Source organism: Serratia sp. G204Y (assembly GCF_051172435.1).
In the GTDB taxonomy this organism is placed as follows: Bacteria; Pseudomonadota; Gammaproteobacteria; order Enterobacterales; family Enterobacteriaceae; genus Serratia; species Serratia sarumanii.
Map to the genome: position 1 here is coordinate 1 of NZ_JBPIZA010000007.1, position 21,626 is coordinate 21,626.

The 21,626-nt window shown below is 59.1% G+C and carries 21 protein-coding genes; 8 read left to right on the forward strand and 13 right to left on the reverse strand.

The window, feature by feature from the left end; genetic code table 11:
* Positions 1–302: 302 nt before the first annotated feature.
* On the reverse strand, positions 303–866 hold the full coding sequence (gene gmhB / locus ACSBQQ_RS21825) for a D-glycero-beta-D-manno-heptose 1,7-bisphosphate 7-phosphatase (RefSeq protein WP_033635715.1): 564 nt from the start codon (positions 864–866) through the stop codon (positions 303–305).
* Between the two features lie 188 nt (positions 867–1,054).
* Here gmhB and metN point away from each other — a divergent pair, with 188 nt between their 5' ends.
* The 6 genes from metN (at position 1,055) to proS (ending at position 6,649) form a co-directional block, all read left to right on the forward strand.
* Positions 1,055–2,086: a methionine ABC transporter ATP-binding protein MetN gene (gene metN / locus ACSBQQ_RS21830; RefSeq protein ID WP_060429308.1), complete on the forward strand. Its 1,032-nt coding sequence runs from the start codon at positions 1,055–1,057 to the stop codon at positions 2,084–2,086.
* On the forward strand, positions 2,079–2,732 hold the full coding sequence (locus ACSBQQ_RS21835; protein WP_004932010.1) for a methionine ABC transporter permease MetI: 654 nt from the start codon (positions 2,079–2,081) through the stop codon (positions 2,730–2,732). Before metN ends, ACSBQQ_RS21835 begins: the two co-directional genes overlap by 8 nt.
* Positions 2,733–2,771: 39 nt before the next feature.
* Positions 2,772–3,587, forward strand: coding sequence for a MetQ/NlpA family lipoprotein (locus ACSBQQ_RS21840; RefSeq protein ID WP_049213629.1), 816 nt, complete (start codon positions 2,772–2,774; stop codon positions 3,585–3,587).
* Between the two features lie 114 nt (positions 3,588–3,701).
* Entirely contained in the window at positions 3,702–4,106 is a 405-nt protein-coding gene (gene rcsF / locus ACSBQQ_RS21845) for an Rcs stress response system protein RcsF (RefSeq protein ID WP_025304011.1), read from the forward strand.
* The gene (gene tsaA / locus ACSBQQ_RS21850) at positions 4,103–4,810 is read left to right on the forward strand and encodes a tRNA (N6-threonylcarbamoyladenosine(37)-N6)-methyltransferase TrmO (RefSeq protein ID WP_039569840.1); all 708 of its coding nucleotides are present in this window, start codon (positions 4,103–4,105) and stop codon (positions 4,808–4,810) included. The genes rcsF and tsaA overlap by 4 nt, the downstream gene beginning before the upstream one ends.
* Before the next feature lie 120 nt (positions 4,811–4,930).
* Entirely contained in the window at positions 4,931–6,649 is a 1,719-nt protein-coding gene (gene proS, locus ACSBQQ_RS21855; protein WP_033649821.1) for a proline--tRNA ligase, read from the forward strand.
* Positions 6,650–6,709: 60 nt separating this feature from the next.
* On the opposite strand, the gene nlpE is transcribed toward proS, so the two are convergent.
* From nlpE to ACSBQQ_RS21870, 3 genes are read right to left on the reverse strand one after another with little or no spacing between them, the layout of a single operon-like run.
* Positions 6,710–7,393, reverse strand: coding sequence for an envelope stress response activation lipoprotein NlpE (gene nlpE / locus ACSBQQ_RS21860; RefSeq protein WP_033649820.1), 684 nt, complete (start codon positions 7,391–7,393; stop codon positions 6,710–6,712).
* A gap of 29 nt (positions 7,394–7,422) precedes the next feature.
* A complete protein-coding gene (gene arfB / locus ACSBQQ_RS21865; RefSeq protein WP_028127523.1) occupies positions 7,423–7,836 on the reverse strand; it encodes an alternative ribosome rescue aminoacyl-tRNA hydrolase ArfB in 414 nt (137 codons plus the stop codon).
* 3 nt (positions 7,837–7,839) lie between these two features.
* The gene (locus ACSBQQ_RS21870) at positions 7,840–8,388 is read right to left on the reverse strand and encodes a YaeQ family protein (protein ID WP_033649819.1); all 549 of its coding nucleotides are present in this window, start codon (positions 8,386–8,388) and stop codon (positions 7,840–7,842) included.
* 213 nt (positions 8,389–8,601) lie between these two features.
* On the opposite strand from ACSBQQ_RS21870, the gene ACSBQQ_RS21875 reads away from it, so the two are divergent.
* On the forward strand, positions 8,602–8,802 hold the full coding sequence (locus tag ACSBQQ_RS21875) for a YaeP family protein (RefSeq protein ID WP_004931993.1): 201 nt from the start codon (positions 8,602–8,604) through the stop codon (positions 8,800–8,802).
* Positions 8,789–9,052 carry a Rho-binding antiterminator gene (gene rof, locus ACSBQQ_RS21880; protein ID WP_004931991.1) on the forward strand — a complete coding sequence of 88 codons (264 nt, stop codon included), beginning with the start codon at positions 8,789–8,791 and terminating at the stop codon, positions 9,050–9,052. The genes ACSBQQ_RS21875 and rof overlap by 14 nt, the downstream gene beginning before the upstream one ends.
* A gap of 50 nt (positions 9,053–9,102) precedes the next feature.
* On the opposite strand, the gene ACSBQQ_RS21885 is transcribed toward rof, so the two are convergent.
* From ACSBQQ_RS21885 to accA, 9 genes are all read right to left on the reverse strand, one after another.
* Positions 9,103–9,417 carry a c-type cytochrome gene (locus tag ACSBQQ_RS21885; protein WP_033649818.1) on the reverse strand — a complete coding sequence of 105 codons (315 nt, stop codon included), beginning with the start codon at positions 9,415–9,417 and terminating at the stop codon, positions 9,103–9,105.
* Positions 9,417–10,748, reverse strand: coding sequence for a tRNA lysidine(34) synthetase TilS (gene tilS / locus ACSBQQ_RS21890; RefSeq protein ID WP_033649817.1), 1,332 nt, complete (start codon positions 10,746–10,748; stop codon positions 9,417–9,419). The genes ACSBQQ_RS21885 and tilS overlap by 1 nt, the downstream gene beginning before the upstream one ends.
* Before the next feature lie 56 nt (positions 10,749–10,804).
* Positions 10,805–12,256: a dipeptide permease DtpD gene (dtpD, locus tag ACSBQQ_RS21895; protein WP_033649816.1), complete on the reverse strand. Its 1,452-nt coding sequence runs from the start codon at positions 12,254–12,256 to the stop codon at positions 10,805–10,807.
* Between the two features lie 68 nt (positions 12,257–12,324).
* On the reverse strand, positions 12,325–14,463 hold the full coding sequence (gene cadA / locus ACSBQQ_RS21900) for a lysine decarboxylase CadA (RefSeq protein ID WP_033649815.1): 2,139 nt from the start codon (positions 14,461–14,463) through the stop codon (positions 12,325–12,327).
* Positions 14,464–14,558: 95 nt separating this feature from the next.
* The gene (gene cadB, locus ACSBQQ_RS21905) at positions 14,559–15,902 is read right to left on the reverse strand and encodes a cadaverine/lysine antiporter (protein ID WP_033649814.1); all 1,344 of its coding nucleotides are present in this window, start codon (positions 15,900–15,902) and stop codon (positions 14,559–14,561) included.
* 369 nt (positions 15,903–16,271) lie between these two features.
* Positions 16,272–17,825, reverse strand: coding sequence for a lysine decarboxylation/transport transcriptional activator CadC (gene cadC / locus ACSBQQ_RS21910; protein WP_060429307.1), 1,554 nt, complete (start codon positions 17,823–17,825; stop codon positions 16,272–16,274).
* 89 nt (positions 17,826–17,914) lie between these two features.
* Positions 17,915–18,304: a VOC family protein gene (locus ACSBQQ_RS21915; RefSeq protein ID WP_060388405.1), complete on the reverse strand. Its 390-nt coding sequence runs from the start codon at positions 18,302–18,304 to the stop codon at positions 17,915–17,917.
* Between the two features lie 105 nt (positions 18,305–18,409).
* The gene (locus ACSBQQ_RS21920; RefSeq protein WP_060426857.1) at positions 18,410–20,554 is read right to left on the reverse strand and encodes a lysine decarboxylase LdcC; all 2,145 of its coding nucleotides are present in this window, start codon (positions 20,552–20,554) and stop codon (positions 18,410–18,412) included.
* Between the two features lie 111 nt (positions 20,555–20,665).
* On the reverse strand, positions 20,666–21,625 hold the full coding sequence (gene accA / locus ACSBQQ_RS21925; protein ID WP_004931972.1) for an acetyl-CoA carboxylase carboxyl transferase subunit alpha: 960 nt from the start codon (positions 21,623–21,625) through the stop codon (positions 20,666–20,668).
* Between the last annotated feature and the right edge of the window lies 1 nt (position 21,626).

The following is a 21,626-nucleotide window of genomic DNA, read 5'->3' on the forward strand; positions in this document are numbered from 1 at the left end:
TTTTTTGCATCCGAAGATGCTGGATATCGTCTTGTGGAGTGCCCACACAGATTGTCTGATAAATTGTTAAAGAGCAGTGAGTTAGGCGCTTTCGCTTGCTAACTCGAGGTGGCGTATATTACGCTTTCCTCTTTCAGAGTCAACCCTAATTTTCAGGATTTTTTCTCTTTCTTCCCGGCCGCTGTGTGAAGTGAATCACTTGCGCCGTGTCGATGGAGGCGCATTATAGGGAGCCGGTTCAGAATGACAAGCGATAATATGCATTTTTTATCTGACCGCTCACTATTCATTCGTAACGCCTATTAAACCCGCTTTTTGATGGCTTCAGGCAGGTCCGCCAGGCTATTTAGCACCCAATCGGCCAGCTTTTCGCCCTGCTCCGTCACCGGCTTGCCGGTACGCACCAGCACCTTGGTGCCGACGCCGGCCGCGATCGCCGCCTGCATATCTTCCGGTTTATCGCCCACCATATAAGAAGCGGCCATATCGATGTTCAATTCCTGCTGTGCTTGCAGCAGCATGCCCGGCTGCGGTTTACGGCAGTCACACACCTGACGATACTCTTCTACTACCGCCTCCGGATGGTGCGGGCAGAAATAGATGCCGTCGAAGTCGACGTCGCGATCGGCCAGCGACCAGTCCATCCACTCGGTCAGGTACATGAATTGGTCTTCGCTGAACTTGCCGCGCGCAATGCCGGACTGGTTGGTCACCATTACCAGCGCGAAGCCCATCTTTTTGAGTTCGCGACAGGCGTCAATCACGCCGTCAATAAAGTGGAAGTTGTCGATTTCATGGACATAGCCATGGTCAACGTTAATCGTACCGTCACGATCGAGAAAAATTGCTGGAACGCTTTGTGTCACCGCTTTGCTCCTGAGGGCCTGTATACGCTGACAGTATCGCATGTTTTACCCCGCACTGAGAACGCCGGAGAACGTCGCAGGCCGTTGACTTGGACGTCTAGACGCCTTAACATCTGACTCATACCTTGGTTCCACGCCGAGGTTTACTTTTATCTAGCCACGGGCAACCACGCTAAAATAAGAAGAATATGATTAAACTTTCTAACATCACTAAAGTGTTCCAGCAGGGTTCGCGCACCATTACCGCGCTCTCTGACGTGACCCTTCACGTCCCTGCCGGGCAAATCTATGGCGTCATCGGTTCCTCCGGCGCCGGTAAAAGCACGCTGATTCGCTGCGCCAACATGCTGGAGCGCCCAACGTCCGGCCAGGTGCTGGTCGATGGTCAGGATCTGACCTCGCTGTCGGAAAGTGAACTGACGCGCGCCCGTCGCCAAATCGGCATGATCTTCCAGCACTTCAACCTGCTCTCTTCCCGCACGGTGTTCGGCAACGTGGCGCTGCCGCTGGAGCTGGACAATACGCCGCGCGCCGAGATCAAAAAGCGCGTGACCGAACTGCTGGAGCTGGTCGGCCTGGCGGACAAGCACGACGCCTACCCGGCCAATCTGTCCGGCGGCCAGAAACAGCGCGTGGCGATCGCCCGCGCGCTGGCCAGCAATCCTAAAGTGCTGCTGTGCGATGAAGCCACCAGCGCGTTGGATCCGGCCACCACCCGTTCCATCCTGGAACTGCTGAAAGACATCAACCGCCGGCTGGGCCTGACCATTCTGCTGATCACCCATGAAATGGACGTGGTGAAACGCATCTGCGACCAGGTCGCGGTCATCAGCCAGGGGCAACTGATCGAAAAAGACAGCGTCAGCGAAGTGTTCTCGCACCCAAAAACCCCGCTGGCCCAGCAGTTCATTCAGTCCACGCTGCATCTGGATATTCCGGACGACTACGCCGCGCGCCTGTCGCCGGAGCGTCAGGGCGACCGCCAACCGCTGCTGCGCCTGGAGTTCACCGGCCAGTCGGTCGATGCGCCGCTGCTGTCTGAAGCCGCTCGCCGCTTCAACGTGAACAACAACATTATCAGCGCCCAGATGGATTATGCCGGCGGCGTGAAATTCGGCGTGATGCTGGCGGAGCTGCACGGCAGCGACGAAAACGCGCTGGCGACGATTAAGTTCCTGCAGGAAAATCAGGTAAAAGTAGAGGTTCTGGGTTATGTCTGAGGCAATGATGTGGTTGATGGCGCGTGGCGTGTGGGAAACCGTCATGATGACCTTTGTCTCCGGCTTCTTCGGTTTCGTGCTCGGCCTGCCGGTAGGTGTGCTGTTGTATGTCACCCGCCCGGGGCAGATCATCGCCAACAACTCGCTGTATAAAATCCTGTCCGGGCTGGTGAACATCTTCCGTTCTATCCCGTTCATTATCCTGCTGGTTTGGATGATTCCGTTTACCCGCATGATCGTCGGCACCTCTATCGGTCTGCAGGCGGCCATCGTGCCGTTGACCGTGGGCGCCGCGCCGTTCATCGCGCGCATGGTGGAAAACGCCCTGCTGGAGATCCCGTCCGGTCTGGTGGAAGCGGCGCGCGCCATGGGCGCCACGCCGATGCAGATCATCAAGAAAGTGTTGCTGCCGGAAGCCCTGCCGGGCCTGGTCAACGCCGCGACCATCACGCTGATCACCCTAGTGGGCTACTCCGCCATGGGCGGCGCGGTCGGCGCCGGCGGTCTGGGCCAAATCGGTTACCAATACGGTTATATCGGTTATAACGCCACAGTGATGAATACCGTATTAGTATTACTGGTAGTTTTGGTTTATCTGATCCAATTCTGCGGCGATCGCATCGTCAAAGCCGTTACCCATAAATAGTTTCACAGCATGTTAATGCGAGTCTAATGAGGAAGGGATATGTCGTTAAAATTTAAATCCATCGCGGCAATTGGCGCACTGATCGGCTCTCTGGCTCTGGTGGGCTGCGGCCAGGATGAAAAGAATCCGAACCACATCAAGGTCGGCGTGATCGTCGGCGCTGAGCAGCAAGTGGCCGAAGTGGCTCAGAAAGTGGCGAAAGAGAAATACGGTCTGGACGTTGAGCTGGTCACTTTCAACGACTACGTGCTGCCTAACGAAGCGTTGAGCAAAGGCGATATCGACCTGAACGCCTTCCAGCACAAGCCATATCTGGATCAGCAGATCAAAGATCGCGGCTACAAGCTGGTGCCGGTCGGCAACACCTTTGTTTACCCGATCGCCGGTTACTCCAAGAAAATCAAATCGCTGGACGAGCTGAAAGAGGGTTCTCAGATCGCACTGCCTAACGATCCGACCAACCTGGGCCGTTCGCTGCTGCTGCTGCAGAAAGTCGGCCTGATAAAACTGAAAGACGGCGTTGGCCTGCTGCCGACCGTGCTGGACGTGACCGAGAACCCGAAAAACCTGAAGCTGGTTGAGCTGGAAGCGCCTCAGCTGCCGCGTTCTCTGGACGATCAGCAGATCGCGCTGGCGGTGATCAACACCACCTACGCCAGCCAGATCGGTCTGACGCCGGCGAAAGACGGCCTGTTCGTGGAAGATAAAGACTCGCCTTACGTCAACCTGCTGGTTGCGCGCGAAGATAACAAAGATGCGGAAAACGTGAAGAAATTCGTACAGGCCTATCAGTCTGACGAAGTGGACGCCGCCGCCAACAAAATCTTCAACGGCGGTGCGGTGAAAGGCTGGTAAGCGCTTATTCGCCAATTTTATTCCTATAATTGCAAGACGGGCCAAGGCCCGTCTTGTTATTTCCGCCATAGATTGCTTCAATAGCGCCACTTTCATTAAGGCAGAGGAATCTCAATGCGTGTTTTACCTCTCTGTTTGTTAGCGCTCGCGCTGGCCGGATGTTCATCGCAACGTATCGCGCCGTCCTCAACAAACAGCACCAGCAAGCCGACCACTACCGCCCCGGCCAAAACCACGCCGGCCGCCCGCCCCGCTCCGGTAAAACTGTACAAAAGTGCAGAAGAGCTCGTGGGCAAGCCATTCCGCGATCTGGGTGAAGTGTCCGGCGAATCGTGCCAAACCACCGTACAAGACTCCCCACCGAATCTGGCCACCGCCCGTAAACGCATGCAGATCCGCGCGTCTTACATGAAGGCCAACGCCGTGCTGCTGCACGACTGCCAGATTGTCAGCGGTGTCGCCGGTTGTTACCAGCAGGCCGTCTGCCAGGGCTCGGCGCTTAACGTCTCGTCCAAATGACCGAATTCGTTTTCGAGCAGATCGGCGTGATCCGCTCGCCATATAAAGAAAAATTCGCCGTTCCCCGCCAGCCGGGGCTGGTCGAAGACGGTGGCGGTGAACTGCTGCTGCTGCCACCTTACAACCAGGCGGAGGCGGTACGCGGCCTCAGCGATTTCAGCCATCTGTGGGTGATGTTCATTTTCCATCAAACCCTGGAAGGCGGCTGGCGGCCGACGGTGCGCCCGCCGCGTTTAGGCGGCAATGCCCGCATGGGCGTGTTCGCCACCCGCTCCACCTTCCGCCCCAACCCGCTCGGCATGTCCCTCATTGAGCTAAAAGGCGTGCGGGTGAAAAACGGCGAAGTGGCGCTGGAGCTGGGCAGCCTCGATCTGGTCGACGGCACCCCGGTGGTGGACATCAAGCCTTATCTGCCGTTCGCCGAGAGCCAACCGCAGGCCCGCGCCGGTTTTGCCCAGGCCGCGCCCGCCGGCGATATGCCGGTGCGTTTCGCGCCTCAGGCCGAGCAGCAGCTGCAGCAACATCAGGCGCGTTATCCGCAATTAAGGCGTTTTATCAGCCAGGTGCTGGCGCAAGATCCCCGTCCCGCCTATCGTAAAGGAGAGGACGTCGAACGGGATTACGCCGTCTGGCTGCTGGATTTCAACGTGCGCTGGCGCGTCGTGGACGGTCATACCGAAGTGTTGGCGCTCGACCCGCGTTAAAATTCCGCCGCCTCTCTTTTGGCGACCCGCTCGCGCTGGTAAACTAAACCACTTTTGTCACTTTTGGCCGCCACTCTGGCAGCCCGATGCAATTTGCAGTTCTAACGGAACCAAAACACCATGCGTACTAGCCAATATCTGCTCTCCACATTGAAGGAGACACCTGCCGACGCCGAAGTGATCAGCCACCAGCTGATGCTGCGCGCCGGGATGATCCGCAAGCTGGCCTCCGGTCTTTACACCTGGCTGCCGACCGGCCTGCGCGTTCTGAAAAAGGTTGAAAACATCGTTCGCGAAGAAATGAACAATGCTAACGCGATCGAAGTGTCCATGCCGGTGGTTCAGCCTGCCGATCTGTGGCAGGAAAGCGGCCGTTGGGAGCAATACGGCCCCGAGCTGCTGCGCTTCGTCGACCGCGGCGATCGTCCGTTCGTGCTGGGCCCGACGCATGAAGAAGTGATCACCGATCTGATCCGCAACGAAATCAGCTCGTACAAACAGCTGCCGCTGAACTTCTTCCAGATCCAGACCAAGTTCCGTGATGAAGTGCGCCCGCGTTTCGGCGTAATGCGTTCCCGTGAGTTCCTGATGAAGGATGCCTACTCCTTCCATACCTCGCAGGAGTCTCTGCAAGAGACTTACGACGCGATGTACGAAGCGTACAGCAAAATCTTCAGCCGCATGGGTCTGGATTTCCGCCCGGTGCAGGCCGATACCGGCTCGATCGGCGGCAGCGCCTCGCACGAATTCCAGGTGCTGGCAGACAGCGGTGAAGACGATATCGTGTTCTCCACCGGCTCCGACTTCGCCGCCAACATCGAGCTGGCGGAAGCGGTCGCGCCGGCGGCTCCACGCTCGGCGGCCAGCGAAGCGCTGCGCCTGGTGGATACGCCAAACGCCAAAACCATCGTTGAGCTGGTCGAGCAGTTCCAGCTGCCGGTGGAAAAAACCGTGAAGACGCTGATGGTGCGCGCCACCGAAGAGAGCGGCCACAAGCTGGTTGCCCTGCTGGTGCGCGGCGATCACGAGCTGAACGAAATCAAGGCCGAGAAGCTGGCGCAGGTTGCCGCGCCGCTGACCTTCGCCACCGAAGAAGAAATTCGCGCCATCGTCGGCGCCGGCCCGGGTTCACTCGGCCCGGTCAACCTGCCGATGCCGGTGGTTGCTGACCGCAGCGTAGCGGCGATGAGCGACTTTGGCGCCGGTGCCAACGTTGACGGCAAACACTACTTCGGCATCAACTGGGAGCGCGACTTGCCGCTGCCACAGGTGGCCGATATCCGTAACGTGGTGGAAGGCGACGCCAGCCCGGACGGTCAGGGCACGCTGCTGATCAAACGCGGCATCGAAGTGGGCCATATCTTCCAGCTCGGCACCAAGTACTCGGAAGCGATGAAAGCGACCGTGCAGGGCGAAGACGGCCGTAACCAGGTGCTGACCATGGGCTGCTACGGCATCGGGGTTACGCGCGTCGTGGCCGCCGCCATCGAGCAGAACCATGACGAACGCGGCATCATCTGGCCGGACGCCATCGCGCCGTTCCAGGTAGCGATCCTGCCGATGAACATGCACAAGTCGTTCCGCGTGCAGGCGCTGGCCGAAGAGCTGTACAACACCCTGCGCTCCCACGGCATCGACGTGATCCTCGATGACCGCAAAGAGCGTCCGGGCGTGATGTTCGCGGATATGGAGCTGATCGGCGTGCCGCACTCTATCGTTATCGGCGATCGCAACCTCGACAACGAAGAGATCGAGTACAAGAACCGCCGCGTCGGCGAGAAGCAAATGATCAAAACCGGCGAAATCGTTGATTTCCTGCTGGGCCAGATCAAACGCTAAGCGACGAACGTCAGAAAATAAAAAACCCGCTCAGGCGGGTTTTTTTATATCCGAAATTGCTTATTTGCTGCTGCAGTTCTTGCTGCGGTCGAACGCGATTTTACCGTCCGGCACCAGCGCCTTTTCGGTCAGACCTTCCTCCATCGACGGCTGCACGCTGAAGTGCGCACTGAACGTCAGGAATACCGGCTCACCGGCGGTCTTGTATGCTTTGGCGTAACCTTGCTCCAGCGCGATGTTGTTGTCCACCGGGAAGGTTTTGCCGGTCGCGCAGTCCTTGAAGACGGCCGCGTCCGCCATATAGGTGTAGCTGCCTTTCAACGTCATCGGCGTTTTAGGCAACGGCTTCTCAACCGGATCCAGGCGGTAATTCAGCTTGGACTCGATCGGCACGCCGCTGCGATCCAGCATTTCCAGGCTCTTGCCCACCGGGCGGAAGTAGCGTTTTTCGCCGTTGCTGTCGGTCAGCACCAGTTTATCCGCCGTGCGCGCCCATTTACCGTAATCGGCAAAGGTCTGATCGCCGTCTTTGGTGCCGCGATAGGTTTCCTGCAGCACGAAGGTGCCGTCCTCATCCAGGAACAGCGCCGTATCCAGACCGCCGCAATCGGCGCAAGGCAACACCCCTTGATAGCTCTGCGGCATCGGCTGCAGCGGTTGTTCCTTCGGTTGATAATGATTGTTGCATCCCAACAACGAGAGTGCGCCTGCCGCGAGGAACAGGGCTACCGTAATTTTTTTCACAGTTATTCTCCTACTGTGTTCATGTATTCCTAAGTGCGAACCTTGCCACGCAGCGCCTTGGTGGCGCCTTTACGCGCCTTGCCTTCCAGGCGACGCAGTTTGGCCCCTTTCGTGGGCTTGGTCGCCTTGCGCGTTTTTTCCACCACCATCGCCTGCCGAATCAGCGCGGCCAGCCTGGCCAACGCCGCTTCGCGATTCAATTCCTGGCTGCGATACTCTTGCGCCTTGATAATCACCACGCCATCAGCGGTAATAAGATGATGATTCAGCGCCAGCAGCCGTTCCTTATAATACTCTGGCAGGCTGGATGCCCGGATGTCAAAGCGCAAATGGATCGCCGTTGAGGTTTTGTTCACGTGCTGGCCGCCCGCGCCCTGCGCGCGGATCGCCGTCAATTCCAGCTCATTATCCGGTATGGCTACGTTTCTTGACAGTTCAAGCACCGGTCACACCTGTGCCTGCTGCCACTCGGCAAACTGGATTTCCAGACTATTCTGAGCATCGGACAGCCAAATAGTTCCCTCTTGCAACGTCGCCTGCAGCGTCATGGTGCGGCTGGCCAATGCCGTCAGGCGCGCCAGCTGTTCGTCGTCGAGGAAACGCACGCTCAGGTTCTTGTGGCCGGCCACCTTGCCCTGCATTCCCTGCCACCATACGTGCGCGGCGCGCTCGCCGTAAGCGTACAGCACCACGCGCGGCGACTGGTTGCAGGCCTTGCGAATGCGCTTCTCGTCGGGCAATCCCATCTCGATCCACATTTCCAGCCCATTGTGGTCGTTGCGCTGCCAGATCTCCGGCTCGTCGTCGGCGCTCAGCCCTTTGGTGAACACCAGCCGTTCGTCCGCATGGCAGATCCAGGCCAGCAAGCGCAGCATCATGCGCTGCTCGTTTTCGGACGGGTGTTGCGCCAGCGTCAGCGTGGCGTCGTGGTAGAAGTGACGATCCATATCAGCAATATTGACCGCGGCTTTATAAATGGTTGCTTTCAGCGCCATGGGTGACCTCGTTATTATCCGGCGACAGTGTACTTGATCAGGGCCAAACCCCGCCAGCGCGGCCAGGCCGCGGCAGTGCGAAAGGCGTGCCAGGGTGCTGATAACTCCATAACAGCTGTGCTATAGTCGTCTAGGATAGGATAAAACTCCGAGAGCCTGCGCCTCATCGCGAGAGCGGTCTTGATGATGCAGAGGTTCTTAAGGGAGGAAACTGTGCAACAATACTGTGAGTTAGTACGCCGTACTTACGCCGAGATTGGCAGTGGAGATCTTGGCTACGTGCCTGATGCGCTGGCTTGTGCGTTAAAGGCATTGGACGATGTCGCAGCGAACGACGCGCTACCGTCCTCCGTTAGGGAACAGGCGGCCTTTGCCGCCGCTAACTTATTGGTGAGCGACTATGTTGATGAATGATGAGTACCAACCCATCAATTGCGATGACTACGACAACCTGGAACTCGCCTGTCAGCATAAACTTATTCTGAAGCTGGAGTTACGCGACGGAGAAGTGATCGAGGCCAAGGCGATCGACCTGCTGCAAAAGAAACGCGTTGAGTATCTGACCATCGAACAGAACGGCCAACAGCGCGACCTGCGCCTTGACCATATCAGCAGTTTCAGTCATCCGGAAATCGGTACCGTGGTCGTCAGTCTGTCGGACTGAGCAGCGGTAACCCCATCCCAACAGGGCAGCCCAACGGCTGCCCTCGTCATTTAAGGCTTCAGGCTGGCGTAAAAGGCCGCCAGATCGGCGATATCGTCATCCGACAGCCCCGACACATAGGCCTTCATCACCTCAGCCTGGCCGCCGTTGCGCTCCCCTTTCTTATACGCCTGCAGCGCGTGCTGCAGGTACATGGCGTTCTGCCCGGCCAGATTCGGGTACATCGGCACCGTCACCTTGCCCTGCGCGCCGTGGCACGCCGCGCAGGCGGCGGCTTTCGCCTGGCCGGCGGCCGCATCCCCCGCCGCCAACGCCGGCAGGCTGAACAGGCCGGTGGCCAACAGCGTGATCCCCACAAACTTCATCATTGCTCCTCGCTATTATGATTTTTTTCCCAGCGCAGCCGCCACGGGCGTTCGCCTTCCGGCACCTGCCCCGCTTCACAGACGAATACGCCCAGCGCGGCGATCAGCTGCTCATCATAATAAATCAACGGGATGCGTTCACGCTGCCAGGGCGGAATACCCAGCTCCTGCCACAGTTTTTTTATCGGCCGCGAATGGGCGCGCCCCACGATGCGCACCACACCCTGCACGCCGCCGAACCGAACGCTGACCTGTTGCGATGGCTGCGGTGCGCGCAGCACCAGCTCGCCCTCACCGGGAATCAACTGCCCCAGCCCGTCCGGCAACGTCAGCGGCTGGTCAGGCTGCCAGGGCAGATGCACATCGCGCAGCGCCGCCAGCGGCGGCAACAGGTGCAACCGGCCGCGGAAACGGCGAATCTGATAGGCGCCGAGCTGCAGCTGCGGTTCGGCATCCTCCCGGCTGAGCGCCACCTCTTCCCACAGGCGCTGAAGCTGCTCACGCGCCGGCATAGTGACGTTAAACAATGCGATCCAGCGCCGCAGCAAGGCGAAGCGCCGCACCGGCGAACAGTCTGTCAGGCCGTCAATCGCCAATGAGCGATCCGCCGCCAACAGGCTTTGCAGCGGTTCCGCCAGCAGTTCGTCCAGCAGTTGCTCCTGCTCGGCGCACAGGCCGGCGCTGCGCGACACCGCCGAGGCGAAGTGCGGCCAGCGTTGATTGAGCTGCGGCAGCACCTGCAACCGCAGGAAATTGCGATCGAAGCGCGTGTCCTGATTGCTGTCGTCATCGATCCAGGTTAAGGCGTGGCGTTGCGCGTAGCTTTCCAGCGTCTGACGCGAACAGCCCAACAGCGGCCGCAACAGCAGGTGCTCGCCCAACGCCGCGCGCGCCGCCATCGCCGACAGCCCCGCCGGCCCGCTGCCGCGCTTGAGCGCCAACAGGAAGGTTTCGCTTTGATCGTCAAGGTGTTGAGCGGTGAGCAGCGCTTCGCCCTCCGTCAGCGCGGCGCTGAAGGCGGCATAGCGCGCTGCACGCGCCGCCGCTTCGATACCGCCCTGGCGGGCGTCCACCTGCACGTGCGTCACCGTCAGCGGGATCTGCCAGTCGGCACAGCGGCTGCGGCAATGCTCAACCCAGCGGTCGGCAAAGGCGCTCAGGCCGTGATGCACGTGCAGCGCACGCAGCTGCAGCGCCGGACGCTGGCGGCGCAAGGCCGCCAGCACATGCAGCAGTACGCTGGAATCCAGGCCGCCGCTGAACGCCACCAGCAGCCGCTGCTGCGCGCCCAACTGGTCTGCCACCCGCGTCGTTAATTGATCAGTATTCATCGGTAGGCTTTGTCACTTCTACATAGCTGCACGTTAACCCCGCCTACCGTCATCAATCAAGCATTAACCGTCCGGGCCTGGCGCCGCGCCAGCAACCACCAGCCGCCCAGCACCGCGATCACCGCCAGCGCGCATCCGGCCGCTCCCCAGCCGATCTGAGCGAAAATGCGGCCATACGCCTGCATCGCCGCACCCTCGATGTGATCCTCGGCGGTCTGATTGGCAATAATGCCCGCCAGGTAGTTGGCGATCGAGCCGGTCGCCAGCATATAGATACCGGTCAGCACGCCGGTGGCGCCGGGGATATTCAGCCGGGTGATCTGCGCCATCGCCACCGGATCGATAAACAGTTCGGCGAAGCCCATCACAGCCAGGCCGGCGATCATCAGCCCCATCGATCCCGGCCCGTGCAGCCGCGTATTGAGCGCCATCAGCGTAAAGCCGACGCCGATCAACAGCAGACCGAAGGCGAACTTGCACCAGATGCGCAACGTGCGATCGCCCGTACCGTCGCCGCTCGCCAGCCATGCCAGCGCCACGCCGCCCAGCATCACCGCACAGGCGTTAACCGACTGGAACAGCGCGGTCGGCACCGTCCAGCCGAACCAGCGCCGATCGACGAAGTGATCGATAAACAGGCTGATGGAGCTGCCGCCCTGCTGGGCGAAAGCCCAGAACAACGTGCCCAGCAGCATCAGCACAACGATCTGCCACAGCCCCCGGCGCTGGCCGGCGTCCGCACGCAGCATAATGCGCGCCACCAGCACCACCGCCGCCACGCATACCAGCCCGAGCAAATAGCCGGCCCAGTCGTGCACAAACAGCAGCGTGAAGAACAGCGGCGATGCCAGCAGCGCCGCCAACAGCCAACCCCAGTGCGGCAAACCCAGGCTTTTGGCGCGCATCAGCGGTGCATTCACGCCGCGGGTATGGCGGAAGTGGCGCCCGCCGAGCAGGAAGATCGCCAGGCCGGCGAACATGCCGATCCCGGCCAACGCAAAGCCGACGTGCCAGCCATAGCGCTCGGCCGCCAACCCGCAGGCGATCGGCGCCAAAATGGAACCGACGTTGCCGGCGGCGTACAGCAGCGAGAAGCCCCCTTCGCGGCGCGAGTCCTGCGCCGGATACAGCTCGCCCAGCAGGCAGCTGATATTAGATTTGAACAGGCCGTAGCCGCAGATGATGATGGCCAGAGCCAGATAGAGCGACTGGGCGGAGACCGCACTCAGGCCGAGCACGATATGCCCCAGCGTCATCAGCGCCGCACCGGCAATCACCGCGACGCGATTGCCCAGCAGGCGGTCGGCGAGCCAGCCGCCCAAAATAGGAGTGACGTAAACTAACGAAGCGTAAGCGCTGTAGAGATCGATGGCGTGGCTGTCGGTATAGCCGAGTTGGTGGGTCAGATAGAGAATCAGTAACGCACGCATGCCGTAAAAGCTGAAATATTCCCAAATTTGTATGGCTACGACATAGTAGATTGCGCGCGGCTGTGAGGGTGTTTTCATGGAGGTCTCCCATCAGTCGGTGAACGACAAAGGGGAAGCGCGAGCGCCTCCCCTGTTATTGGCTGCGGTTATTTCGCCTTCAGCACTTTCACCCGATAACGTCCGTCCGCCTGACGATAGGCGCCGTGAATGTCGGTTTCAAAGCCCGGATAATGCGCGCCGATTTCGCACAGCATCTGCAGGAACTCCAGCACCGGCCGGCTCTCCTCGGTCAGCATTTCGCCCGGCATCACCAGCGGCACGCCCGGTGGGTATGGGAGGATCATATTGGCGTTGACCTTGCCGACCATCTCTTCCAGATAGACTTCTTCCACTTCGCCGTGCAGCTCTTTCTGGAACGCCTGGTACGGGTTCATCACCATGGTTGGCAGCACTTCGAACGCGCGATACATCAGGTCCGGCAGGTTGTGTTGCTCCACCAGGCGGTGAATGTTCTGCGCCAGATCCTGAATGCGCATGTTTTCATAGAAATCAGGCGCTTCCTGATACAGCGAAGGCAGCATGTTTTTCACCCGCAGGTTCAGATCGAACGAGCGTTTGAAGTCGGTCATCGCGCGCAGCAGGCTGAGCGCCTTGGTTTTGTCGATGCCGATGCTGAACAGGAACAGCAGGTTGTACGGCCCGGTTTTCTCGACGATGATGCCGCGTTCGTCGAGGTATTTCGCCACGATGCTGGCCGGGATACCGAACGGCTGCATCTCGCCTTCCTTGCTCATCCCCGGCGTCAGAATGGTGACCTTGATCGGGTCGAGATACATGTGTTCGTTATCGATGTTCTTGAAGCCGTGCCAGGCGCTGTCGGAACGCAGCGGCCAGCATTCCGGCTCATCGATATGCTCCGGCTGCCAGACGTCGAAGAACCAGCCGTCGGATTCGACTTTCAGGCGTTTGATCTCTTTGCGGAACTTGATCGCGCGCTCGATAGAGCCGTTGATCAGGCGCTTGCCGGCGTTGCCTTTCATCATCGCCGCAGCGGTTTCGGTCGACGCCACGATGCCATAGTGCGGCGAGGTGGTGGTGTGCATCATGTAGGCTTCGTTGAAGGTCTCTTCGTTGATGTCGCCCTTCACGTGAATCATCGAAGCCTGCGAGAAGGCCGCCAGCAGTTTGTGGGTGGACTGGGTTTCATAGATCACCTTGCCCTCCACGCGGCCGCCGCTCATGCCGCACTTGCCTTTATAGATCGGGTGGAAGTTGGTGTAAGGCACCCAGGCGGAATCGAAGTGGATAGATTTCACGTCCAGGGTGTTCTTGATAAAGTCGGTGTTGTACAGCAAGCCGTCATAGGTGGAGTTGGTGATCACCGCGTGCACCGGCCAGGTGGCGTTCGGGGTCTCCTTCACGCGTTTGGCGATGGTGGCGCGCTGGAACTCGCTCTGCGGAATACCGCCGAGGATGCCATAGGCGTTGCGGGTCGGACGGAAGTAGATCGGCGTGATGTCGCTCATCATCATCAGGTGAGTCAGCGACTTGTGGCAGTTACGGTCAATCAGCACCGTGCTGCCCGCTGGCGCCGAGTACATGCCGACGATCTTGTTGGCGGTGGAGGTGCCGTTGGTCACCATATAGCTGCGTTCGGCGTTGAATACGCGGGAAATGTACTCTTCCGCCTCTTTGTGCGGGCCGGAGTGATCCAGCAACGATCCCAGTTCGGACACCGAAATCGAGATATCCGACTTCATGGTGTTCGGGCCAAAGAAATCGTAGAAGATACTGCCCACCGGGCTTTTCTGGAATGCGGTGCCGCCCATGTGGCCCGGCGTACAGAAGGTGTATTTGCCTTCGCGCACGTATTTGAACAGCGCCTTGGTCAACGGCGGCAGGATGGTGTCGATATACTCGTCGGTGTTCTGTTTGATCTTGGCGGCGATGTCGGTTGCCGCGCCGAGCGCATATTCGAAGAAGCGCACCTGCATGCGCAGATCGTTCAGGCTGACGTCCAGCGTCGAATAGGTGTTGGCGAACGCATACAGCGGCATGTACTCGTTCAGCTGGCTGATCTCTTCGCACAGCTCCAGGTTGTATTTGTCCCAGTCGAAGATCACCCCGCACAGACGGGCGTTGTTCTCGATCAGTTTCAGCAGGTCTTCGCGATCGTTAGGGTAAACGATGCGGAAATCCAGACTTTCCAGCGCCTGATGCAGTTCACGGATAGGCTCTTCTTTGAAGTAGACACCCATGTGATTCATGATGGCGATAACGTTCATATGCATTTCTCCTGGCAAAGCAAGCCCCTTCCCGTCGCGGCTGACAGGTCGGAAAGAAAGGGGCTGGGTAAATTCAGTCGGTCAGCGGACGCGAATCAGTGCGCTTTGGCCGTGGTGTTTTCATCGACCGCCGCTGCGTTGGCAGCCTGGCGGGTATTCATTTTCCGGGCGTAGAACATCAGGATAATCAGGCTGATGATAAAGGTGCCGGACAGTTCGAATGAGTTGGCGCCCATCAGCGCGATGAAGCAGAAGCCGCAACCGCACACCGAAGCGATCAGGCTCAGCAGGTTGCGCACGTTGACCCCTTCGAAGCGGATCAGGTCTACGCAGGAGTAGAAGTAAGGCAGCATGGTCAGCAGCACCGCGATGCCGGTCAGCTCGCCGAACAGGTCGGACGCTTTACCGCCGGCGGAGCTCATCAGGGTGATCAGCACCATCAGCGCGGTCATTTTGCAACCGGCCAGCAGCAGGCCTTTCTTCGGAATGCCGTTTTTATCCAGCTCGCCGTACACTTTCGGGAAGTTGCCGTCGTTGGCGGCACGGACCCCGGCCTGGCCAACCAGCATCATCCACGAACCCAGTGACGTCAGGCAGGCGAAGGCGGTGAAGGCGGAAACCATCGGTGCGGCCCAGTTGCCCATAATCGCCGAGGCGCTGATGGCGAACGGCGCGCCGCTGGCGGCCATTTCAGACGCCGGGAACATACCGCTGATCACCTGGGTGGCAGCGATGTAGATAATGCCCGCCAGGCCGGTGCCGAGCATGGTTGCCAGCGGCACGGTGCGTTTCGGGTTTTTCACCATGCCGGTGCTGACCGCTGCGGATTCCACGCCGATAAACGCCCACAGGCACAGCAGGATACTTTTGATGACCGCATGGCTGTCGGTGGTGCCGGAGGTATTCCAGTTAGCCTGATAGGTGGCGGCGTCAAACCAGTGCCAGCCGACGGTGGCAGTCACGATCACCGGGATCAGCACCAGCACCAGGCCCAGGGTGGTCAAACGACTGACCCAGGTTCCGCCCAGCATGTTGACGAAGGTGAAGATCCACACGATAGCGATACAGGCGATGCCGGCAGGTACCGGGTTGTTCAGCGCCGGGAAGAAGGTGGAGAGATAAGAAACGGCGGTAATGCCGATGGCCAGGTTACCGATCCAGTTGGCATGGTAATAAAGCACGCCGGTCTGGAAACCGAAGGCCGGGGAAATTTCACCCGCGTAGGCGATAGGGCCGCCCTGCTGCGGGTTTTTGGTGGCGAGGCGGGCATACACATAGGCCAGCGACATCGCCCCGATAATCGAGATCACCCATCCCCAGATGGCGATAGATCCGAGACTCGCCAGGTTGGCGGGCAATAAGGCAATCCCGCTCCCCATCATATTACCGGCGACGACGCCGGTGCAGGCAATAAGCCCTATTTTCTTGGGTGAAGCCATGGTCAGTTTCTCCTGATTTACGTTTCTTATAAGCCACACCCATAAATAAAAGATTTTAATGAGCCGGCTTGATAGTCAGGATGCTAACCATCGGGGGGAATAAAGTCCTAAAGATAAAGTGAGATTACGCTCATGATCATACAAATGATAACCTGAGGTTTTTCATTAACACATCAAGATAAAAAGATAAGCTAAAGAAAAGATAAACATCATTTAAAAACAACAATATGACAAGGTTAATGACGCATAACAAACGGCAAAAAAGAAATAATATCGCGCGGCAAAATAATACATTCACGCAACATGCCTTCACCAATAAATAACGCCGCCATGATTCCCGGAGAATAATGGCGGCGTGATATCGGTTAATTATTGGCGCTGATAGTTATTTAAATAAGGCACCACGTTGGTCAATGACGTCTGGAATACGCCGTTGGTGATCCAATGCAATGTGTCTTCGCCGGGGCGAAGATTGAATGCGGTAATATAAGAATCCGCCGCCAAATGGTTCTGCCCCTGCATTTCATACACCTTGCCCAGCAGCACATAATTCAGCCACGACATTTGCAATTCAATCCCCAGATCGATCGCCCGGTGCGCCTCGTCAATGCGCCCCTGCGTCAATGCATCTACCGCCAGAACTTGCTGCATGATTGGCGTGTTTTTCAATTCGGGGATCGTCGCCAGATGGCTGATATCGGCGCGCAATTGCGCCAGGGCCTGGCTGTCGAACGGTTGATAAGAATTACGCAGCAGATCCACCAGCGCCTTTTCGGCCAGCAGGTAATGGAAGTTCGGCGCGCTTTTAATCAGCTCGCTCAGCTGGGCGCTGGCGCGGGTCAACGAATCGGCGTCGCCGTGGATCAGCAACTGGTGCGCCTGGTAGAAACGCTGCAGCAACGGCCCGTTGTCGGGCAGCAGCTGCGCCAGGCGCTGCTCCAGCTGTGGCGGCCAGGGCTGCTTCAGCGCAGCGGACAGGCTGGAGAGGAAGTCGGTCTGGATCTTCAGCTGGTTATCGGCGGTAATAAAGTAACGCTTGTCCAGCATGACTGAGCTGTCGGCGTTATCCACCAGCCGCACGGACAGGAAACACTGCTGGGCGCGGTAGTGGCGCTGATTGACGAACTCGATATACAGCGACTTGCCCGAGTTGCTGGGGCCGGAATAGTTGTAGTTGGTCTGGTCGTGTACCAGGAAGGTCGAGTAGGTGTTCAGCGAATCGGTGATCAGCTCGCTGACGCCCACCACATAAGAGAGCTGCGGCATCCAGTTACTGCAGCTCTCGCCGCCCTGGATGCGAATATCGATATCGCGCGGGTTGAGCAGCACCGGCATGGTGGATACCGGCACGCGCTGCGACAGCGTGGCGATGCCGACAAACGCCACGCAGACGCTGAGCGCCGCCAGAAACGCCAGCCACACCCAGAAGGTCGAGCGACGATAAAAACGCGGCTTCTTTTCGCCGGGCGCGGCAGGCGGTGCGCTTGTCCGGCGCGGCGGCACATACGGCGTCTCGTCTTCCTCGCTGCCGTCTTCCGGCTCATGCATGATCACCGCGATCTGCGGCGCCTGTGCGGGAGCGGGTTGCGTCTCCCCTTCTTCACACCAGATCACCGACGTCGCCAGCTTATACCCGCGCTTGGGCACGGTGATAATGTATTCCGGGCTGTCGCTGTCACCGTCTTTCAGGTATTTGCGCAGCTCTGAAATACATTGGGTCACCACATGGTTGGTGACGATATTGCGCTTCCAGACGTTGTCGATCAGCTCGTCGCGGCTCAGCACCACGTCGGGATGCCGGGCGAAATAGCACAGCATGTCGATCAGGCGCGGTTCCAGCGTTTTTTGGCGTCCGTCGCGGCTGATGGTGTTGTCGGCAGGGGTAACCAGCCACTCCCCGACGCGAAAAGCAGGCTCTTGCATGGCGGAAATAACTCTGTAGGCATGTAGGGCAAGGGCGCGATCATAGCATAACCGCCCCCGGCTGTGGCCGCCGGGAGGCGATTAAGCCGTTAACTCTCGTATAATTCTAACGGTAAACCATCGGGATCGCTGAAAAAGGTAAAACGGGATTGGGTATAAGGATCGACGCGTACCGGTTCGCAGGCGACGCCGGCCGCCTGCAGATGGGCGATGGCCTGGCCAATGTCGTCAACGCTGAACGCCAGATGGCGCAGGCCGCAGGCCTCCGGGCGGCTGACGCGGGCCGGCGGCGAAGGGAAAGAAAACAGCTCGATAGTGTATTGCCCGTTGAGCGCCAGATCGGCTTTCCAGGAGCCGCGCTCCTCGCGGTAGACTTCGCTCAGCAGGGTAAATCCGAGAATGTCGCAGTAAAAATGCTTACTGGCGGCGTAGTCCGCGCCAATGATCGCGATATGGTGTACCTGACGTAACGCCAGCATGGCGGCCTCTCCTGTTCGGTCTGATGAGGCAAGGTATCCGGCGGCGGCGATGCCGTCAATGAGAACGCCCGGCATATCTTTCCAAACCGCCGGGCGTGTAATGCATTACGGCAGCGGGGCTTTCAACACCTTGACCAGATAGCGTCCGTCCTCCGTCAGTTTGGCGCCGTGGATGTCGGTTTCAAAACCAGGGTAACGTTCGCCGATCGAGCACAGCATCAGCAGGAAATCGAGCACCGCCCGGCTCTCTTCGGTGATCATTTCCCCCGGCATCACCAGCGGCACGCCCGGCGGATACGGCAGGATCATATTGGCCGCCACCTTGCCCACCAGCTGATCCAACTCACAGGTTTCCACGTTGCCGCGCACCTGCTCCTGGAACATCTGGTGCGGCGTCAGCTTCATTTCCGGCAGCACGTCGAACGCCCGCTGCATCAGGCGCGGCAGATCGTGCTGGCAGATCAGGCGGTGAATGCCGGCGGCCAGATCCTGAATGCGCATGTTGCGGTAGAAATCCGGATCCTCGGCGTACAGATCCGGCAGCATGTTCTTCACCCGCAGGTTGAGATCGTAGGCGCGCTTGAAATCGGTCAGGCCGCGCAGCAGGCTCATCGCCTTGGTTTTGTCGATGCCGATGCTAAACAGGAACAGCAGATTGTACGGCCCGGTCTTCTCCACCACAATGCCGCGCTCGTCGAGGTATTTCGCCACCAGCGCCGCCGGGATCCCCTCCTCCTCCAGCGTACCCAGCTCGTTCATGCCCGGCGTCAGGATCGTCACCTTGATCGGATCGAGGTACATGTGATCGCGATCGGTCTGGCCAAAACCGTGCCAGTTGTCGTCCGGATCCAATGGCCAGCATTGCGCCTCATCGATCTCTTCCGGCTGCCAAATGTCGAAGAACCAACTGTCGCTCTCCTCGCGCAGCCGCTGCACTTCACGGCGAAAATGCAGCGCACGCTCCACCGAACGGTTGATCAAGCGGCGCCCCGGGTTGCCGCGCAGCATGGCGGCGGCGGTCTCCATCGATGCCACGATGCCATAGTGCGGCGAGGTGGTGGTATGCATCATGTAGGCTTCGTTGAAGGTGCTCTCGTCGTAGTCTCCCTTGATATGAATCATCGAAGCCTGCGAGAAGGCCGCCAGCAGCTTGTGCGTCGACTGGGTTTCGTAGAAAACCTTACCGGGCACCCGCTCGCCGCTCATGCCGCTTTTGCCGTCGTAAATCGGATGGAAGTTGGTGTAAGGCACCCAGGCGGAGTCGAAGTGGATCGATGGCACCTCCAGCATCTGCTTGATGTAGTCGGTGTTATACAGCAGGCCGTCATAGGTGGAATTGGTGATCACCGCATGCACCGGCCAGGTGGCGTTCTCGGTCTCCTGCACCCGGGCGGCGATGCTTTCGCGGGTAAACTCGCGCTGCGGAATGCCGCCGAGGATGCCGTAGGCGTTGCGCAGCGGGCGCAGATAGATCGGCACGATATCGCTCATCATCAGCAGGTGACACAGCGATTTGTGGCAGTTGCGGTCGATCAGCACCGTGCTGCCGGCCGGCGCCGAATACATGCCGACGATCTTGTTGGCGGTGGAGGTGCCGTTGGTGACCAGATAGCTCTGCTCGGCGTTGAAGGTGCGCGCGATATACTCTTCGGCCTCCAGGTGCGGCCCGGTGTGATCCAGCAGCGAACCAAGCTCGGTAACCGAAATCGAGATGTCGGCCTTCAGGGTATTGGCGCCGAAGAAATCGTAGAACAGGCAGCCCACCGGGCTTTTTTGAAACGCGGTGCCGGCCATGTGGCCCGGCGTGCAGAAGGTGTACTTCCCTTCGCGCACATAGTTGAATAACGCCTTGGTGAGCGGCGGTGTAATGGTGTCGATGTATTCCGCGGTGTACTGCTGGATGCGCTGCGCGATATCGTCCGCCGCATTCAGGCCATACTCGAAGAAATAGAGCACCATGCGCATTTCATGCAGGCTGACGTCGAAGGTAGAGTGGGTATTGATAAAGGCATACAGCGGCAGGTATTCGTTCAGCTCGTTGATCTCGCTGCACAGCTCCAGGCTGTAGTCGTCCCAGTCGAAGATCACCCCGCAGATGCGGGCGTTGGCTTCGATCAGCTTCAGCAGGTCGCCGCTGTTTTTGGGGTACACCAGCTGGAATCCCATGGCGGCCAACGCCGCGTGGAGCTCGCGGATCGGCTCATCTTTGTAGTAGACGCCCGTCGGGCCCATGATGGCGATGATATTCATCGGCAGCTCCTGTCAGTTAACGGCCAAGTTTCTATAACACCACGAAAATCCGGCGGTGTGTAGCCAAAAAAAAACCGCCCGGAGGCGGTTTCTTGCAGCGAAGCGCAGAACTCAGCAGTAGCCGTAGTTCATCAGACGCTGGTAGCGACGGTTGAGCAACTCTTCGTCGTTCAGACCGTCCAGATCTTTCAGATCGGCCAGCAGCTGCGCTTTCAGCGCGGCGGCCATCGCCGGCACGTCGCGGTGCGCGGAACCCAGCGGCTCCGGGATCACCGAGTCGATCAGCTTCAGCTCTTTCAGGCGCGGCGCGGTGATGCCCATCGCTTCTGCGGCCAGCGGCGCCTTATCGGCGCTCTTCCACAGAATGGAGGCACAGCCTTCCGGCGAAATCACCGAGTAGGTGCTGTACTGCAGCATGTTCACCTTATCGCCCACGCCGATCGCCAGCGCGCCGCCGGAGCCGCCTTCGCCGATGACGGTGCAGATGACCGGCACGTTCAGGCGCGACATCTCACGCAGGTTGCGCGCGATGGCTTCGGACTGGCCGCGCTCTTCCGCGCCCACGCCCGGATAAGCGCCCGGGGTATCGATAAAGGTGATGATCGGCATCTTGAAGCGCGCGGCCATTTCCATCAGGCGCAGCGCCTTGCGGTAGCCTTCCGGCGCCGGCATGCCGAAGTTGCGGCGGATCTTCTCTTTGGTTTCACGGCCTTTCTGGTGCCCGATGATCATCACCGGGCGGCCATCCAGGCGCGCAATACCGCCGACGATCGCTTTGTCGTCGGCGTAAGCGCGATCGCCCGCCAACTCTTCGAAGTCGGTAAAGATGTGTTTGATATAATCCAGGGTATAAGGACGGCGCGGGTGGCGTGCCAATTGGGCAATCTGCCAGGCCCCAAGATCGGCAAAAATCTTGCGCGTCAGCTCAACGCTCTTTTCACGCAGGCGCTGAACCTCTTCGTCCAGATTAATATCTAATTTTTCGTCTTGACGGCTGACTGCAGTCAGCGAGTCAATTTTCGCTTCCAGCTCTGCAATCGGCTGTTCAAAATCAAGAAAATTCAGACTCATA

Excerpts from the sequence above, each read along its gene's own strand:
- metN (WP_060429308.1), top strand. The coding sequence starts at position 1,055 with ATGATTAAACTTTCTAACATCACTAAAGTGTTCCAGCAGGGTTCGCGC.
- ACSBQQ_RS21835 (WP_004932010.1), top strand. The coding sequence starts at position 2,079 with ATGTCTGAGGCAATGATGTGGTTGATGGCGCGTGGCGTGTGGGAAACC.
- ACSBQQ_RS21840 (WP_049213629.1), top strand. The coding sequence starts at position 2,772 with ATGTCGTTAAAATTTAAATCCATCGCGGCAATTGGCGCACTGATCGGC.
- rcsF (WP_025304011.1), top strand. The coding sequence starts at position 3,702 with ATGCGTGTTTTACCTCTCTGTTTGTTAGCGCTCGCGCTGGCCGGATGT.
- tsaA (WP_039569840.1), top strand. The coding sequence starts at position 4,103 with ATGACCGAATTCGTTTTCGAGCAGATCGGCGTGATCCGCTCGCCATAT.
- proS (WP_033649821.1), top strand. The coding sequence starts at position 4,931 with ATGCGTACTAGCCAATATCTGCTCTCCACATTGAAGGAGACACCTGCC.
- ACSBQQ_RS21870 (WP_033649819.1), bottom strand. The coding sequence starts at position 8,388 with ATGGCGCTGAAAGCAACCATTTATAAAGCCGCGGTCAATATTGCTGAT.
- rof (WP_004931991.1), top strand. The coding sequence starts at position 8,789 with ATGTTGATGAATGATGAGTACCAACCCATCAATTGCGATGACTACGAC.
- ACSBQQ_RS21885 (WP_033649818.1), bottom strand. The coding sequence starts at position 9,417 with ATGAAGTTTGTGGGGATCACGCTGTTGGCCACCGGCCTGTTCAGCCTG.
- tilS (WP_033649817.1), bottom strand. The coding sequence starts at position 10,748 with ATGAATACTGATCAATTAACGACGCGGGTGGCAGACCAGTTGGGCGCG.
- dtpD (WP_033649816.1), bottom strand. The coding sequence starts at position 12,256 with ATGAAAACACCCTCACAGCCGCGCGCAATCTACTATGTCGTAGCCATA.
- cadA (WP_033649815.1), bottom strand. The coding sequence starts at position 14,463 with ATGAACGTTATCGCCATCATGAATCACATGGGTGTCTACTTCAAAGAA.
- cadB (WP_033649814.1), bottom strand. The coding sequence starts at position 15,902 with ATGGCTTCACCCAAGAAAATAGGGCTTATTGCCTGCACCGGCGTCGTC.
- cadC (WP_060429307.1), bottom strand. The coding sequence starts at position 17,825 with ATGCAAGAGCCTGCTTTTCGCGTCGGGGAGTGGCTGGTTACCCCTGCC.
- ACSBQQ_RS21915 (WP_060388405.1), bottom strand. The coding sequence starts at position 18,304 with ATGCTGGCGTTACGTCAGGTACACCATATCGCGATCATTGGCGCGGAC.
- ACSBQQ_RS21920 (WP_060426857.1), bottom strand. The coding sequence starts at position 20,554 with ATGAATATCATCGCCATCATGGGCCCGACGGGCGTCTACTACAAAGAT.
- accA (WP_004931972.1), bottom strand. The coding sequence starts at position 21,625 with ATGAGTCTGAATTTTCTTGATTTTGAACAGCCGATTGCAGAGCTGGAA.